Genomic DNA, 16571 nt, shown 5'->3' on the forward strand with positions numbered 1-16571 from the left:
TAGCTGCTGGTCGGCGACGACCTAGCCGGCGTGAATGCTCTTGTAGCGAGCTTGTTTGACTTCATCTGGGTCTTCGCCCATCCGTTCACGCAAACCGCGCTCGTAGACTTCGAAGTTGCCTTCGCACCACGTCAGCTTTCCATCACCTTCGAACGCCAGGATATGCGTTGCCAGACGATCAAGGAACCAGCGGTCGTGCGAGGTCACGACGACACAGCCGGCAAAGTGCATGATCGCCTCTTCCAACGCACGCAGCGTGTCAACGTCCAAGTCATTGGTCGGTTCGTCCAACAACAACACGTTGCAGCCACGGCGGAGTAGTTTTGCCAGGTGGACACGGTTGCGTTCACCACCGGAAAGATTGCCGACCTTTTTTTCTTGGTCGGGGCCACGGAAATTGAATCGCGACACATAGGCCCGCGCGTTGACGTTGCGTCCGCCCAACACGATCGTCTCGGTGCCACCGCTGATTTCTTCGAACACCGTCGCATCGTTCTTGAGCGAATCGCGACTTTGATCGACATAACCCAAATCAACGGTTTCACCGATGCGGAACTCGCCGCTATCGGGAGCTTCCTGACCGGTCAGCATCTTGAACAGTGTGGTCTTTCCCGCACCGTTGGGACCGATCACCCCAACGATCCCGCCGGCCGGCAGGCGGAACGACAAATCGTCGATCAAGACTTTTTCGCCGTACGCTTTATGAATCCCAGTGCCTTCGATCACCAGTTCGCCGAGGTGGCGGTTGGATGGGATTTGGATCTCCAACTCATCCGGCCGATCTTCGAATTTTTCGGCTGCCAAGTCCTCATAGGCTTTGATTCGCGCCTTGCTCTTTGCCTGCCTCGCTTTGGGACTCATCCGAATCCATTCGAGTTCCTGCGACAACGTGCGTTCACGCGCCTTCTGTTTCCGCTGCTCAATCTGCATCCGTTTTTGGCGTGCTTCCAACCAGGCGGTGTAGTTGCCTTCGAACGGAATCCCGCGGGCGCGATCGATTTCCAGAATCCACTGGGCGACGTTGTCCAGGAAGTAGCGATCGTGAGTGACAGCGACAACGGTGCCGGGATAGTTGGCCAGGTGCTGCTCCAACCACGACACCGATTCGGCATCCAAGTGGTTGGTCGGTTCGTCCAACAACAGCAGGTCGGGTTGACGAATCAGCAATTGGCACAGGGCGACACGCCGCCGCTCGCCACCGGAGAGGGTGGTCACGCTGGAATCACCGCGCGGTAAATTCATCACCGCCATCGCCATTTCGACTTGGCGATCCAATTCCCATAGGTTGTAGGTGTCGATGGTGTCTTGCAAACGCGCCATCTCGTCACACAACTTTTGCATTTCGTCGTCATCGCTGACGTCGCCTAGCAGCATACCGATCTCGTTGAATCGGTCGACAATCGCTCGGCGCTCGGCGACGGCGTCTTGCACGTTTTCGAACACCGTCTTGGTTTCATCCAGCGGCGGTTCTTGTTCCAGGTAGCCGACCGTGAAACCTTTCCCGAGTCGGGCGACACCGTCGAAATCAGTGTCCTGACCGGCCATGATTCGCAACAGCGTCGATTTCCCGGCACCGTTGGGCCCCAGCACGCCGATTTTTGCGCCCGGGTAGAACGCCAAATTCACGTCGTCGAGCACCGTTTTCTGGCCGTGCTTCTTCGTCAGCCCTTCAACTTGGTAAATGTATTGCCTAGACATTCCTAATTCATTCCCATTCGATCGTCGCCGGTGGTTTACTGCTAATGTCGTAGCAGACTCGGTTGACGCCTTTGACTTCGTTAATGATTCGTGTGCTGATTCGAGCCAGCAACTCGTACGGCAATCGACTCCAGTCGGCCGTCATAAAATCATCCGTATTGACGCTACGGACGGCGATGGCGTTGTCATAGGTCCGAGCGTCGCCCATCACACCGACGCTTTGCACCGGCAACAGCACCGCAAACGTTTGGCTGGTGTCGCGGTACAGTCCGGCCGATTCAATTTCTTCGATCACAATCGCGTCGGCCGCTCGCAATACGATCAGTTTGTCACGTGTGACTTCGCCCAAACAACGGACCGCCAATCCGGGTCCGGGGAACGGGTGCCGCCACACCAGTTTCTCCGGCAACCCCAGTTCCAATCCCAACCGCCGGACCTCGTCTTTGAACAGATCTCGCAGCGGTTCAATCAATTCGAACCCGAGTTCTTCCGGCAGACCGCCGACGTTGTGGTGCAGTTTGATCGTCGCCGCCGGACCATCGGGATCCGCACCGCTTTCGATCACATCGGGATACAGGGTACCCTGTGCGAGGAAGTGGGCGTTTTGGATTCCCTTGGCTTCCTCTTTAAAGCATTCGATGAAGTCGTGACCGATGCGGCGACGTTTCTCCTGCGGTTCGGCGATCCCCGCCAGCGATGCCAGGAATCGGTCTTCCGCGTTGACGACGTGCAAGTCGGCTTTGAAATGGTTGGTGAACTCGTCGATCACCAACGCCTGTTCATTCTTGCGCAACAATCCGTTGTCGATCAGAATGCAGGTCAATTGAGACCCGATGGCTTTGTACAACAACGCGGCAACGACCGAGGAATCGACACCGCCACTGAGTCCACAAATCACGCGGCGATCACCAACGGTTTCGCGAATTTGGCGGATCGTCACCTCGGCAAAATCACTGAGGTACCAATTCGGCTGGCAATCACAAATCCCATGCACGAAGTTTGCTAACACTTGGCCGCCCAGCGGCGTGTGAGTGACTTCGGGGTGAAATTGCATGCCGTAAATCGGCAACTCGCGGTGGCGAATCGCGGCGTACGGACAGGTCTTTGTCTTGGCCAGCACCTCGAATTGTTCACTGATCGCCGAGACCTGGTCCCCGTGGCTCATCCAAACATCGATCTGTGACGGCATGGCGTCAAACAGAGATCCTGGATCGACGATCTCGCACTGAGCGTGGCCGTATTCTCGCGTTGTCGTGTTGGCGACTTTGCCACCAAGTGCTTCGCAGGCCAGTTGCATCCCGTAGCAAATCCCCAACACGGGAATGCCCAGTTTGAACAATTCGGGATCGCAGCGAGGCGCCCCGGATTCGTAGACGCTCGATGGCCCACCGGACAGAATGATGCCTTTGGGCGCCAGTTCTGCGATGCGATCGGCCGACAAATCGTGGCGGACGATTTGACAGTAAACATTCTGTTCGCGGACGCGACGAGCGATCAGCTGGGCGTACTGGGAGCCAAAATCCAGGACGACAATTCGCTGTTCTGTCAACGCGGCGGCACCGATTTCCGACTGACTTTCGACCGCGGCGTCGGTCGTCGAGCCGGAGCCCGATTCACTCGAGGATTTTGGACTGCCCGTCGAGTGGGCTGGCGAAACACTCATGCAGCTCTGGATTGATTGAAGGGACCGAGGGGGGGCACCGCGGACCGCCGAGCGGGTCGCCACCGCCCAGCGAATCGGAGTTCGTGGGTGATTGCTACGCAAGCGCAGTCGCCAATGCCAAACCGGGAGTGTAGAAAATGAGCCGGTGATCCCCAAGGGGCTAAACGCCGGGGAATCTGACAGAGACCCGAACACCGCCGCCGCCAGCACCTCTGGGTGATGGGCGACAGTCGCACGCGCGATCGCCGACGCAACCCAATCCCATGGACGACAAGGAAACAGCCAATGCGAATCTTATTGACCAACGACGACGGCGTTTTTGCCCCCGGACTGGCTGCGCTGGAACAACAACTGCGACTACTCGGCGAGGTGATTGTGATCGCCCCGGCTACCGAACAGTCCGGCGTCAGCCACTCGATCACCTTTTTAACACCCCTGGTCAGCAAATCGATCCATCGCGATGGCCGGCACTGGGCCTGGGCGGTCGAGGGTAGCCCGGCCGACTGTGTCAAATTGGCGATTGCCGAACTGCTGCGTGACAACCCGGTCGATCTGGTCGTTAGCGGGATCAACAACGGTTTGAACGCCGGCATCAATGTCTTGTACAGCGGGACCGTGGCGGCCGCGATCGAAGGCGCGTTCTTTGGCACCACCAGTGTCGCGGTCTCGCTGGAGTACGATCCGGATGCCGATTATCAGTCCGCTGCGGTGATCGCCAAAAATATCGTCGCCGGGATCGCCAAACACCCCGAAGCCAAAGGCAAGCTGTTCAACCTGAACATCCCCACCGAAGCCACCCGATCGCCAGCCGAGTTGCAAATCGTCCCGATGGGATTGGCCCAGTACGGCAACCGATACGAAAAACGCCAGGACCCCGGCGGCCGTGATTACTACTGGGCGCTGTGGGAACAACCCACCGAACCGCCGGCGGAAAAAACTGACATCACCGAACTCCGCAACGGAAATGTGACGTTGACCAGTTTGCAATTCGATATGACCAACCATCCGTTGACCGACCAGATGACCGATTGGGGGTTAAAAATCTAGAACACGGCGGCGCCCGGCCTCTGGTATCCTGATGCAGTCGTAACGATTCGGAAACCAAAGCCGTCATGCGGGCATTCAGCCCAGCAAGCAAAGCGAGTTGCCCGTGAACGAGTCTTCTTCCACCCTGGACGCGGCGATTGATTGTTTGCAGCGCGGCGATCTGGCCGATGCCATTGCGGGCTTTCGCCAATCGATCTCGCAGCAGCCCGACAACGCTCGGGCATGGCACCTATGCGGTATCGCTCATGCCCGGCAAAACGACCTGGAATCGGCCGCCGAATGCTTTACAACGGCCGCCAGACTGGCCCCGACCAATCCCAACTATCACTACAACCTTGGTCTGGCTCATCAAAGCCTGAAACAATTCGACCAATCGATCGCGGCCTATCGCAGGGCGATCGAATTGAAACCCGATCTGGTCGAAGCCCAAACTAACCTGGGCAACAGTTTGAACGAGTCCGGACAAGCGGCCGAATCGATCGATCACTTTCGCAAGATGATCGAGTTGCTACCCAACGAAAGCGTCGGCTTCTACAACTTGGCAAACGTGTTGCAAGACAATGGTAACTTTGCCGAATCGATCACACAGTTTCGTCGTGCGATCGAACTGGACCCCGACTTTTCTTCGGCCCGAGAAAACTTGGGGCGCGCGCTGTCCGACGTCGAGCGATACGACGAAGCCACCGAAGTGTGGCAGCAATGGCTTGATCATGATCCGGAAAACGCCGTCGCCCGCCACATGTTGGCTTCGATCACCGGCCAGGGCACCCCCGAACGCTGCGACGACGATTACGTGCGTCACACGTTTGACCAAGATTTTGCGAACTGCTATGAGACTCAGCTGGCACGGATCCAATACCGAGTCCCGGAGTTGATCGGCCGGTCGATCGAATTGCTGGACACTCCGTTTTGTGATGCGCAAGTCCTGGACGCTGGTTGTGGCACCGGGCTATGCGCGGGTGTCTTGCGACCGCTGGCCGAACGTTTGATCGGAGTCGATTTGTCGGCCGACATGTTGGCCCAAGCCGAAAGACTGGCGTGCTACGACGAATTGCACGAAGACGAACTGACACACTTTTTGGATCACTGCGACCGGCGATTCGACCTGATCGTTTCCGGCGACACACTGTGTTACTTCGGACGATTGGACGACGTGTTATCCAAAGCAGCACAGTGTCTAAGCCCTGATGGTGTATTGGTCTTTAGCGTCGAACAACATGACAACGAAGACCAGTCGTTCTGGTTGCAGCCGCATGGCCGCTACCGGCATGCCAGACCGTATATTGAACAAACAATCAAGCAAGCAGGACTGACAATCGTTGACCTCGACACGCAAACACTGCGCAAAGAGCGAGGACGTGACGTCAGCGGATTCATCGTCACCGCAACAGCCAACAGCAACCGTTGATCGCCAGCGCCTGACACCCACCTCACAGCGACGGAGTCGCGGCAGAGGATAGCCTGGGGTCAGGCTGACTCGCCTCAGCGAGCCAGACGCAGCCCCAGGTCACGAGAACCTCCCGCGCCCACCCACATTCAGCGACGGAGTCGCGGCAGTCGATAGCCTGGGGTCAGGCTGGCTCGCCTCAGCGAGCCAGACGCAGCCCCAGGTTGCGAGCCCCGCCACCGCCCACCCACATTCAGCGACGGAGTCGCGGCAGACGATAGCCTGGGGTCAGTCTGGCTCGCCTCAGCGAGTCAGACGCAGCCCCAGGTCACGAGCCCCGCCACCGCCCACCCACGTTTAGCGACGGAGTCGCGGCAGTCGATAGGTTGCGAGCCCCGCCACCGCCCACCCACGTTTAGCGACGGAGTCGCGGCAGACGATAGCCTGGGGTCAGGCTGGCTCGCCTCAGCGAGTCAGACGCAGCCCCAGGTCGCGTGAACCTCCCGCGTACATTCCCACCGGGCTAATCTGGCGGCAACGCCGCCAGATTAGCCGGGAGGGGGAGACATGCATTGTGCGCCGGGAACCTGGGGTTTCGCACTGCAGCGCTGACGCTCGCAGGCTCACCCCAGGCTAACGATTGTCGCGACTCCGTCGCTGCGGAAACGACGATCGTTAAACAGAGATTGCCACCCACATTCAGCGACGGAGTCGCGGCAGATGATAGCCTGGGGTCACGAGAACCTCGCCGCGTACATTCCCTCCGGGCTAATTTGGCGGCGACGCCGCCAAATTAGCCCGGAGGGGAAGACATGCATTGTGCGCCGGTAACCTGGGGTTTCGCACTGCAGCGCTGACGCTCGCAGGCTCACCCCAGGCTAACAATTGTCGCGACTCCGTCGCTGCGGAAACGACGATCGTTAGACCAATGGTTTGCGACGCCTGCGCCGACATCCCACTACGGCGCCGGCAATACAAAACAATGCCAACGAGGATGGCTCGGGCACCGCAGCGACACTGGTCTCAAAGGTAACTGTGTACGGATACAAGTCGTCCACTGCAGTTTCCTGAATCCATATCGTATAGTCGCCCGGGCCAAGTGGAGTCGTCACGCCGGAGCCACCATAATCAATATCGATGTTACCGGGGATCAACAGATTCCCGGTGTTTCCACCAATCAACGCTGCGATCAATAAGTCCGAGCCGTTTCCCGTATTGGGATCGACTGAGGTAGGGCCGGCGTCTAGTCCAAAGAAATGTCGATCACCTTCGATCGAAACCGTGATTGAATCGAGTGTTTGGTTAGGGGCGACATTGAAAGTGAAGATATCAGGGTCATTATCGGATTCAACATTGAATAGCACGCCCAGCACCTGGCTTTGCCCCACCGGCAACACACCTAGCTGAGTCGGGTTCATTGAGTCGTTGCTCAAATCCTCCCCTAGGCCCGGTTCGTCGTCGACAAACAGTGTCACGACATCCGCAAACCCGTTGACCGATAGTAGCCCAACAAAGGCACTCAATAGAAAGACACGCACCATCTTGTGACCGCCGCTACGAAGAGAAGAAAAGAGCTACGACTGAGGAGTGAGCGACGTGAACGCTCGGCGACAGTATAGCTGCGGCTATCGAGAGCACCTAGCAAATTGGAGCCCAACTTGGATCGCGATTCGACAAGATCCGGGGTCCTAAAACCGTGGTGATGGGCGGCGCCATTGCAGTTCGTCGGCGGGCGGCGTTGCAGTTCCGGGGTAGGGTTCGGTGGACGGCAGCACGCTTGTTTCGGGACGACTGGCTGTCTGGACAGTGCCGTAGGCAGAGGATGGCGATGCTTCAAATCCCGTCTCCCCCGATTGCACAAAGGTCGAATTGGTCGGCTGGCCGAGTGGCACCGATTGACCAGCGGTCGGTGGGGCAGCTGCGGGGGGGGCTGGGGGCGGATAACCATTGCCTGTGTAACCGGCAGCTGGGTAGCCAGCGGCCGGATACCCCGTCGGCGAATAACTCGGTGCGGACTGATTTCGCGGTGGGGTGTAGCCTGGCGGATTGGGTGCTTGCGTCAAATCGATCACCTGCATGCCGCCGCTGCGAGGCCCCGGAGTCGGATTGGCGGCTGGCGGCGCGGGAGCGCCGGCATCAAAACCGTTGTTGTAGGCGCCATTGTTGTAGGACCCATTGTTGTAGGCACTGGGTGGCACTTGACCGGCTGGTGCATCGCCGACCCAACCGGTTTGCCGAACCCCGGAATCAAAATTGCCTGCGGATTCCGCAAACCCGGGGCTCGAATTATACGTATTGTTGGGCGGTGGTTGAGTCCAACTGGACGTCGTCCCAAAGCTACTCGGTGGCGCCGCATAGGCACCGCCGGGAGCGGAGTAGGCTCCGGTCGGTGGCGGTGCGACCCGGGTGGGGGCACCGAATGTGCCGATGCCCGAGGTCGGTTGCAACGGCGACAACATCGCCCCGCCTTGGTTGGGCGAGAGCGGAGTCAACGACGATGATCCGCCCATCGGATTGAGCGCTGTATTGGTGGTATTGCGGCAACCGCTCACGACCAAAACCACGCCTGTGATCAAGAGTGCTCTGACCAACAGCGGCGTGATGGCAGCGTTCAAAGGGAGGAGTCGGATGCGTCGCATGATCGGTAAGCCTATGCAAATAAGTAGATTCACGTTGGCTTTAACAAATCGCTGGATTTTGCCGAAAGTCCAACCGTGGAAAAAGTTTGGTTTTCGTCTCCAATTCCTCAAAATCGTTAAAGCTGGTCGGAAAACGAGGTGACACCTCTACACCAGCGGGGGTTAACCAGAAACGAACGCCCACCAGCGGGGCATGAGCTACAGAACAGACAGTGGCAGGTGATTTGCCGTCGTTTTCCTACTTTGCCCGGTTCGAACCTCATGCCTGTTCAGCGTCTGTTGCGAAAGGCTCGATTCACTCTCGCCAGGCCGCTCCATCGGCGTCGTCTGCAACAGCAAATTTCCGCCGGACAGGCACCGATGATGGTCCCGTTCTATCACCGTGTCGCCGACAGTCACCCCAACCCATGGACGATCTCGCGAGCCCGATTCGCTCGACACGTCGACCATTGCCTGCAACATCTGCAACCGCGATCACTGGCCGACGTTCAACAACTGGTTCGCCAAGGAAATTGCCGACAACCCACGGTGACATTCACATTCGACGACGGCTACGCAGAGAACTGTGATTTTGCACTGCCGCTGTTGTTGGAAAAACAGATTCCCTGCACTTACTTTGTCACACTCAGCAACCTGATCCATCAACAACCGTTTTCCCACGATCGCCAACGCGGCTGCCCGTTGCCGGTCAACAACTTGCGTCAGATCCGTGAACTCGCCGATGTAGGAATCGAAATTGGATTGCATTCGCGAGACCACATTGATTTTTCGACCGTGAACTGTGCGGCCGAATTGGACCTGCAAATCGGTCAGGCGCGAACGGAACTGGAACAACGTCTCGGCCACCCGGTGCGACAGTTTGCATTTCCATTCGGGATGCCACGGCAGCTGACCGCCGCTGCGATAGCCGCCGTCGACCGCGCCGGTCTGCACGGTTTCAGCAGCGCGTTTGGCGGCTACAACCTGCCCGGCCGTGACGCGTTTCATCTACGTCGTTTTCACGGTGACTGTGACTTCAATCGATTCCGCAACTGGATCAGTTTCGATCCACGCAAGGTGCGATCGGAACCGACGATTCGCTACCAACGGATCGCCGAAGGCCCCCGCGCGGCCGATCCAGCCCCGATCGCTGCACCGCCACTTTCGCCTAGCGCGGCAATCATCCAATTGCCCGGCGCCACGCCCTAGGAAACCGCTGATGAAACTTCGACGCTGGTGGCGGCCCGTCCCACCACGACACTTGATCGGTCCCCTGCGCTGTCAGTTCGTCATCACCAGTATGCCAGTCGGCGGTGCCGAAACGCTGCTGGTGAATCTGCTACAGCGACTTGATCCGACGCTCATCCAGCCGGAACTCATTTGCCTGAAACAACCCGGCCCGCTGGGTGAATCGATCGCAGACCAAGTCCCCGTGCACAGTTCCCTGCTGCGCGGCAAATGGGATCTGACGGTGCTACCTCGATTGATGCGTCTGATGCGTCGTCGCCGCACCGACGCCGTGGTCACCGTGGGCGCGGGCGACAAAATGTTTTGGGGACGACTCTCGGCCTACTTGGCGGGAGTGCCGGTGATCGCATCGGCGCTGCACAGCACCGGCTGGCCTGATGGTGTTGGTCGGTTAAATCGAACGCTGACGCCGTTGACCGACTCCTTCATTGCAGTGGCTGATTCCCACGGCCAATTCCTGTCGCAATACGAACGGTTTCCAAAACACAAAGTCCGCGTGATCCGCAATGGCGTGGACTGTCAACGTTTCTCGCCGAGCGACGAAAAGGTGGACAATCACCGTGACGATGTGCGCCGCGAACTGGGACTGGCCCCCCAGACGCCTTTGATCGGAATTGTTGCAGCACTTCGCAGCGAAAAAAATCATTCGTTGTTGGTCCGCGCGGCAGCCCGACTGCGGGGGCGACACCCGGACCTGCACTGGGTGATCGTCGGTGACGGACCGGAAAAAGAAACGATTCAATCCCTTGCCGCAGAATTGTCCATCGCTGACCGATTGATTTTATTGGGAACGCGCCATGACACGCCACGATTGGTCGCGGCGCTGGATCTGTTCACCCTTTGTTCGCTGAACGAGGCGTCGCCGGTCTCGATCCTGGAGGCCTTGGCGTGCCAGGTTCCGGTCGTGGCGTCGGACGTCGGCTCCGTTTCGGAGTCGATCATTCCGGGGCAGACCGGGCGATTGTTCCCCTCCCAAGACCTGGACGCGATGGTCGATGCCATTGACCAGTTGTTATCCGACACCCCCCAGCGAATCCGCTGCGGAGCCCAGGGTCGACGGCGGGTGTTGGACACGGGCTCGCTGGAATCAATGGTATCCGGTTACGAGCAATTGCTGACGACGTTGTACGACCGGGTCGCGGCCAACTCCCAATCTGAGTCTGGATGATGCACTAGGTTCGCAAGACGGCGGCGGGCTAGTAGACTTCCGATTATGACCCTCACTAGTCATGTCATCGTCCTGCTGGCCAAGCTGTTTAGCGGCTTCACCGTGCGTTGGGTGGATTGCCAGCCGGACACTTGCCAACGCATTTATTTTGCCAACCACACCAGCCATCTCGATGCGGTGGTGTTATGGTCGGCGCTGCCGCGCGAATTGCGTGCGATCACGCGACCGGTCGCTGCCAAGGATTATTGGTCAAGCGGCTGGCTGAAGCCACACATGGCAGCCAGCTTCAACGCGTTGTTGATCGATCGCAAAGAAATCAAAGTCCACCGCAGCCCGATCGACATCATGCTGGAAGAGATGGGCGACATTTATTCGCTGATCGTCTTTCCCGAAGGCGGCCGCAGTTCCGGCGAAGAAATGGGGGAATTCAAAAGCGGCTTGTATTACATGGGTAAAAAGCGACCGGATCTGGAATTGGTGCCGGTTTACATCGACAACGTCAATCGCATCCTGCCGCGCGGCGAAGTGTTGCCGGTGCCCTTGTTGAGCTGCATCACGATCGGACCACCGATTTTCCTGGAATCCGGCGAACCGAAACAGGCCTTTCTCAAACGCGCCCGCCAGGCCGTCCAGGCATTGAAGGAAGAATAACGGTGCTGCCTAGGCGATGTGATGGGGCGGTGTGATTTCCCACTGACTGTGATTGCGGTCGATCGCCGAATCGTCGAAACTTCACGACATGAGCAATCCAACCTCCCCCAGCACTGTTTCCCCAGTTTCCGTTGGTCCCTATCAGTGCGGCGCTGGCCAACCGCTGTTACTGATTGCCGGTCCCTGCGTGCTGCAATCCGATGAAATCTCACAGCAAATCGCCGCGGTGTTGGCGGAACTGAATCAACGAAACGACGTCAACGTCGTCTTCAAAGCCTCGTTCGACAAAGCCAACCGCACCAGCGCCGGTGCCACCCGTGGCCCCGGTCTGGATCAGGGCCTGGAAATGCTGCGCCGCATCGGCCAAGCCAGCGGATTACCAACAACCACCGACATTCACCTGCCCGATCAGGCCCAAGCGGTGGCTGAGGTTTGTGATTTGCTGCAAATCCCGGCCTTTTTGGCCCGGCAAACCGATTTGATCGTCGCTGCCGCCCAGACCGGGAAACCGTTGAATGTCAAAAAAGGCCAATTCATGGCCCCCGAAGACATGCAGTACGTGGTCGACAAAGCCCAAGCGGCCGGTGACGGCGGTGTGATGCTGTGCGAGCGAGGAACGTTTTTTGGATACGGCCGATTGGTCAATGACATGCAATCATTGCCCATTATGCGGTCATTGGGCGTTCCGGTTGTGTTCGACGCCACCCACAGCGTGCAACGCCCCGGTTCCGGGAAAGGATCGACCGGTGGAAACCGTGAAATGGTCGAACCATTGGCCCGAGCCGCCGTAGCAATCGGTATCGACGCGATCTTTTTTGAAACCCACCCGGACCCAGAAACCTCCCCCAGCGACGGTGCCAACATGGTGCCGCTCGATCAATTCGCGGGGATGATCGATCGCTTGCTCCAGATTCGACACACGATCCAATCCGTTGGCCAATTGAATGGCACTGTTTAAGCGAACTCGATTTCATACCGATCTCTCCAATCCGGACGACTGCCCCCAACGCTCAGTGCTTAGGCGCTCAGTGATTAGGCGCTGCGTGCCTAGGCGTTGCGTCGCTGCGGGACAAACGGCGGGACAATCCGGCCGTTGCTGGGGCGGCTTGGTCGTGCTGATCACGACACTGGCACTGGTGGGATGCCGAAATGATTCCAAACTGGCGCAACAGATCCAGAGTCGACGCCAGGCCAAACAACAGTCTCAATCGCATCAAGATCATCTGGCCGAGACGTTTGCCCTGTTGCGACAGTTCATCGAACTGGAACCCAAACGGGCCCAACGCCAGATCGCGTATCACCTGAACCGCTGGAGCGACACCAAACCGCCTAGCAAAGCGACGGTGCCGGAACTGGTCAAGACGATTCGCGATATTTTGCCAGAGCGGCAATTGGAATCACGCATCGGCAGCCTGACATTTCAGCCCAGTGATTCCAATCACTTGCGTGACAGTTATCTCTATCAGCAATTGTACAACTGGGTCGACACGCCACAGCACGACGACGCGTTGTTAGCCGAGTGGCTGAAACAACAATCCAAAGAACTCGGGCAGATCCCCGCCGATCAACTGCGAACCGCGACACGCCTGTTTGATTGGACCGTTCGCAATATCGCGCTGGAGCTGGATCAACAGCAAATGCCAGCGCCGCCCGGACCAGAACTGCCATTCGGAATGACCTTTCGCGGCGCCGGTTATCGCCAGACCAACAACCAATGCCTGATGCGAGGCACCGGCGACGGTCTGCAACGTGCCGACGTCTTCATTCAACTGTGTCTCCAGGCCGAGATACCCGCGGCAATGATCGCAACAATTGATGGCACCAGTGGGGAACTGACGCCATTTTGCGTCGGCGTTCTGATCGCCGACGAAATCTATCTGTTCGAACCTCGCCTGGGTATTTTTGTCCCCGGACCGGACCAAGTCGGCATTGCCACACTCGGCCAAGCACGAAGCGATGCTGTGATCCTGCGTCGTTTGGGGATCGCCGGCCTGGATCAATTCACCTATCCGATCCGAAAAGAAGATGTCCAGCAATGTGTCGCGCTGCTGGCCCTATTGCCGGAAACCATTAGCCCGCGGATGCAACAACTGCAATCGGGTCTGACCGGCGAGCGGCGGATGAACGTCTATGTCGATGCCGACCAGATGGCCGAGCAGTTTGATGCCGTCACCGGTATCAGCAGTGTGCGACTGTGGCAGGTCCCGTTGCTATCGGAGATCTACAAAGTCGCCTGTGACCAACACGCTCAGCGCGATCCGGTGTTTGCGTTCTGGTATTTCGCCCGCTGGGCCATGCTAGATGCCGACTACGAGATGGCTAAAAAACTCTCTCAAGGCCGTTGGCAACATTTGGTCGGACAGTTCTCCGACAGTGAAGATGAAAGCCAGCCTGGGGCGCGGAAACTGTACTTGGAACAGCGTTCGCCCGAATTTGAAATCGAAGATTTGCGGATCGACGTCGACCTGCAAGCTGCCTACGGAATTCGGCGACGTGACCTGGGGGTTGACGGCCAACAGTTTGAACAACAAATCGCCCAGATCCAAACCATGATGCGGCTGGGGAAACGCACCGCAACGTATTGGTTGAGTCTGTTGCAGGCCGATGACGGTCGCCTGGAAACCGCCGAGGGTTGGCTGCAAAAACGTGTCCTGGACGAAGACCAACAGTCGTACTGGATTCCCGCCGCACGCTATAACCTGGGACGCGTCGTCGAAGCATTAGGCAAGACCGATCAAGCGATCGAGATCTACAAACGCGAAGACGAACCCCAAGAACACGGCAACCGCATTCGCGCCCGCTTGTTGGAAAACCAAACCGCTCCGTAGTCGCCGCGTCGACGAGTGTCAGTTAAACAGTCACTCGCCGTTGAAATCCAACGTCCGTTTTCTCGCTCCCTTTTGAATCTGCACGACGCCGCTGTTCCAGACTGCGTTTAAAAACGGACTTTCAAATGCGTTGGGTGGCGCATAGTCAACCGGGACATCGTTAATCGTTGGCGCTTTCGAATAATCTGTGTAGAACGAAAAACGGTCACCGTAGAGACCCGTGTAGTGAAGCAGGCTGTCGCTGAATTTCATCGACGTGCCATTCACTTTCGATCGAAAATCATCAAACGATTGGAAGTGGGACTTTTGACCCACTTCAAGAATCACCGGTGAATACTCGTCGTCGCAATACAGCCAGCGACCTTTCGATCTGCGTTCTGGGTCTTCCCAGTGGTAACCACCGGTCACAATTCGAATTGCCGCGTACGCGCCTTCGGACTCTGTGAACCACCAACCGTTTTCCTCAACGGGTTCGCTCAGCCCATCAGCTCCAACCCAAACTCGCATCCGACCGCCACGTTGGTTGGCTTTCAATTTTTGGCAAATCATTGTCCCCTTTCGTTGCACCGACCAATTGGTGTTGTAAGCGCGGTTGTTGTTGTCGGTTTCACAACGGGGATAGATCCCCGCGACGGGGTTCCCTGCAAAGACCACTCCGCGCGACCGATTCTGGGAACTGATCAGCGTCCAATCTTCCCGCGGCCGCGCCTCGTACATCGCGGTACCGACGATGAATTCAGGCGTGCAGTACGAATACCTGACAATCCCGCCAACATCGGTTCGGACGTGGTAGATCGGGGGTTCATAGAATCCCGATGCCGCCAAACCGAGCGGGCGTTGCAACACTTCGTAAACGCCTCTGCCCTGTACATCGCAAACGATGTCGACCACAACCAGCGGCGGTCGATAACCGGTGGTCATCGACGAAATCAGCGTGCTATTGAATCGCGGTTCTTCGCCGACTCCAAAAAACAAATATCCGAACTCCGATGCAGACGGCGAGATATCCGAATAAATTCGCGACTTGCCACCGCCGGAAATGCCGTCGATTTGCTCCTGCCCCCAATACGCAAAATACAGGTCGATGAACAGCCCGCAGCGACGACGCAATTCCTTGTCACCAGCGAAATCGTAAATGTTGAACATTCCTTTCAACGATTTCTGGTTGTAGTCTCGGCTCATCATTTCAATGAACATGCCCTTCTTCGCGCGCTCGGCAAAGTAGGTTTTTAGGTATTCGTTCCAGGCCGCGTGGTGGGCGTCTGCGTTGCGTCCATCGTCATACTTGCGATCTTGAAACCCCGGCAACTCCTTGGCCAGTTTGGCAAAGTGCCACAGCGTACAGAAACTCTGTGCATGATGGTTTTCCGATTCGTAGATGTACCACGTTTGTGACAGGTCCGTGTCGGCTTCCGATTTCGTGTTGTATCGCGTTTGGTCTTGTTGCCTGCGCTTGCAATACAGCCAAACCGCCTCCATGACTTTATCCTCGGTTTCCACCGTGATCAGTCCCGGTTCTTTTGTACCGTGACGACCGAAGAAGTCGATCAATCGCAGCGCGGCCTCGGAATGCCAGTGAAAATTGTCGCGGTCATAGATCGTTTCGGGATGCTCGATAAAGAATGTCCCGTATTCCGCCAGCGCAACATTGGCCGAGTCGATGTCTTGATGATGCCACAGGTTGACCGCAGCATGCTCAGTCAGGGAATAGGCAAAACGCCCAACGCCATCGGGTCGCTCACCTCCATTGCTGCGATGAATTTTGCCTCGCACCAGAGGCTTCCCCTGTTGCGGACGAAACAAATCTGACACGCGTTCGTGATAGCCGTCGCGTATCGCAATCAGCTGCTGTTCGGAAATGCCAGCGTGATTCTGCTGCTGCGGTTGTTCGGCAACAACCCAAACGGAACACAGCACGCAGACCAGTCCGACAACGACGAAATGTTTCATGACACTCGGTTCCTTTAGAGCGGGCAAGTAGCAACCGGACCAAACGATGTCGCGACAAGATCATTTCAGCAGTGACCATCGATCAAAAACCGTCTTGTCCAAGACAAACAAGGTCTATAGACTACAGGCAAGTGAACGGCTCTGCAACGCACTTCATCACTTTCAGGCGGGACATTGCGGGCTGTGCTCTGATCGCAAACGCGATGCCTGAGCGAGGGATTTCGCGTGTTGACGGGATCCCTCGCTGACGCGTTTTGAAGTTGCGCTTATGAAATTCACTCTCCCGATTGGAGGTCGTGCAGCTTCGCTCACG

Annotated in this window: 12 protein-coding genes; 7 read left to right on the forward strand and 5 right to left on the reverse strand. The window is 57.5% G+C overall.

The window, feature by feature from the left end; all coding sequences use genetic code 11:
- Positions 1-21: 21 nt before the first annotated feature.
- Positions 22-1698, reverse strand: coding sequence for an energy-dependent translational throttle protein EttA (gene ettA, locus NHH03_RS05485; RefSeq protein ID WP_253154748.1), 1677 nt, complete (start codon positions 1696-1698; stop codon positions 22-24).
- A gap of 7 nt (positions 1699-1705) precedes the next feature.
- Complete coding sequence (guaA, locus tag NHH03_RS05490; protein ID WP_253154749.1) at positions 1706-3361, reverse strand: glutamine-hydrolyzing GMP synthase; 1656 nt, start codon at positions 3359-3361, stop codon at positions 1706-1708.
- Between the two features lie 285 nt (positions 3362-3646).
- Between guaA and surE the strand changes: the two genes are divergently transcribed.
- The gene (gene surE, locus NHH03_RS05495; RefSeq protein ID WP_253154750.1) at positions 3647-4408 is read left to right on the forward strand and encodes a 5'/3'-nucleotidase SurE; all 762 of its coding nucleotides are present in this window, start codon (positions 3647-3649) and stop codon (positions 4406-4408) included.
- Positions 4409-4511: 103 nt separating this feature from the next.
- Positions 4512-5816: a tetratricopeptide repeat protein gene (locus NHH03_RS05500; RefSeq protein ID WP_253154751.1), complete on the forward strand. Its 1305-nt coding sequence runs from the start codon at positions 4512-4514 to the stop codon at positions 5814-5816.
- 899 nt (positions 5817-6715) lie between these two features.
- On the opposite strand, the gene NHH03_RS05505 is transcribed toward NHH03_RS05500, so the two are convergent.
- Together NHH03_RS05505 and NHH03_RS05510 are read right to left on the reverse strand one after the other, a co-directional pair.
- On the reverse strand, positions 6716-7336 hold the full coding sequence (locus NHH03_RS05505) for a PEP-CTERM sorting domain-containing protein (RefSeq protein ID WP_253154752.1): 621 nt from the start codon (positions 7334-7336) through the stop codon (positions 6716-6718).
- A gap of 147 nt (positions 7337-7483) precedes the next feature.
- The gene (locus NHH03_RS05510; RefSeq protein WP_253154753.1) at positions 7484-8410 is read right to left on the reverse strand and encodes a hypothetical protein; all 927 of its coding nucleotides are present in this window, start codon (positions 8408-8410) and stop codon (positions 7484-7486) included.
- A 285-nt stretch (positions 8411-8695) separates the two neighbouring features.
- Here NHH03_RS05510 and NHH03_RS05515 point away from each other — a divergent pair, with 285 nt between their 5' ends.
- The 5 genes from NHH03_RS05515 (at position 8696) to NHH03_RS05535 (ending at position 14308) form a co-directional block, all read left to right on the forward strand.
- Positions 8696-9622, forward strand: a complete 927-nt coding sequence (locus tag NHH03_RS05515; protein WP_253154754.1) for a polysaccharide deacetylase family protein — start codon at positions 8696-8698, stop codon at positions 9620-9622.
- Positions 9623-9713: 91 nt separating this feature from the next.
- Positions 9714-10829, forward strand: a complete 1116-nt coding sequence (locus tag NHH03_RS05520) for a glycosyltransferase (protein WP_253154760.1) — start codon at positions 9714-9716, stop codon at positions 10827-10829.
- A 45-nt stretch (positions 10830-10874) separates the two neighbouring features.
- Complete coding sequence (locus tag NHH03_RS05525) at positions 10875-11480, forward strand: lysophospholipid acyltransferase family protein (protein WP_253154755.1); 606 nt, start codon at positions 10875-10877, stop codon at positions 11478-11480.
- A gap of 88 nt (positions 11481-11568) precedes the next feature.
- On the forward strand, positions 11569-12438 hold the full coding sequence (kdsA, locus tag NHH03_RS05530) for a 3-deoxy-8-phosphooctulonate synthase (protein WP_253154756.1): 870 nt from the start codon (positions 11569-11571) through the stop codon (positions 12436-12438).
- An 85-nt stretch (positions 12439-12523) separates the two neighbouring features.
- A complete protein-coding gene (locus NHH03_RS05535) occupies positions 12524-14308 on the forward strand; it encodes a tetratricopeptide repeat protein (protein WP_253154757.1) in 1785 nt (594 codons plus the stop codon).
- A 30-nt stretch (positions 14309-14338) separates the two neighbouring features.
- On the opposite strand, the gene NHH03_RS05540 is transcribed toward NHH03_RS05535, so the two are convergent.
- On the reverse strand, positions 14339-16258 hold the full coding sequence (locus NHH03_RS05540; protein WP_253154758.1) for a hypothetical protein: 1920 nt from the start codon (positions 16256-16258) through the stop codon (positions 14339-14341).
- Positions 16259-16571: the final 313 nt, after the last annotated feature.

It is taken from the genome of Stieleria tagensis, from assembly GCF_024129865.1.
GTDB lineage: Bacteria > Planctomycetota > Planctomycetia > Pirellulales > Pirellulaceae > Stieleria > Stieleria tagensis.

What these genes read in the sequence shown, in the direction of transcription:
- NHH03_RS05505 (WP_253154752.1), bottom strand. Translation starts at nt 7,336, where the DNA reads ATGGTGCGTGTCTTTCTATTGAGTGCCTTTGTTGGGCTACTATCGGTC.
- NHH03_RS05520 (WP_253154760.1), top strand. Translation starts at nt 9,714, where the DNA reads ATGCCAGTCGGCGGTGCCGAAACGCTGCTGGTGAATCTGCTACAGCGA.
- kdsA (WP_253154756.1), top strand. Translation starts at nt 11,569, where the DNA reads ATGAGCAATCCAACCTCCCCCAGCACTGTTTCCCCAGTTTCCGTTGGT.
- guaA (WP_253154749.1), bottom strand. Translation starts at nt 3,361, where the DNA reads ATGAGTGTTTCGCCAGCCCACTCGACGGGCAGTCCAAAATCCTCGAGT.
- surE (WP_253154750.1), top strand. Translation starts at nt 3,647, where the DNA reads ATGCGAATCTTATTGACCAACGACGACGGCGTTTTTGCCCCCGGACTG.
- ettA (WP_253154748.1), bottom strand. Translation starts at nt 1,698, where the DNA reads ATGTCTAGGCAATACATTTACCAAGTTGAAGGGCTGACGAAGAAGCAC.
- NHH03_RS05525 (WP_253154755.1), top strand. Translation starts at nt 10,875, where the DNA reads ATGACCCTCACTAGTCATGTCATCGTCCTGCTGGCCAAGCTGTTTAGC.
- NHH03_RS05540 (WP_253154758.1), bottom strand. Translation starts at nt 16,258, where the DNA reads ATGAAACATTTCGTCGTTGTCGGACTGGTCTGCGTGCTGTGTTCCGTT.
- NHH03_RS05515 (WP_253154754.1), top strand. Translation starts at nt 8,696, where the DNA reads ATGCCTGTTCAGCGTCTGTTGCGAAAGGCTCGATTCACTCTCGCCAGG.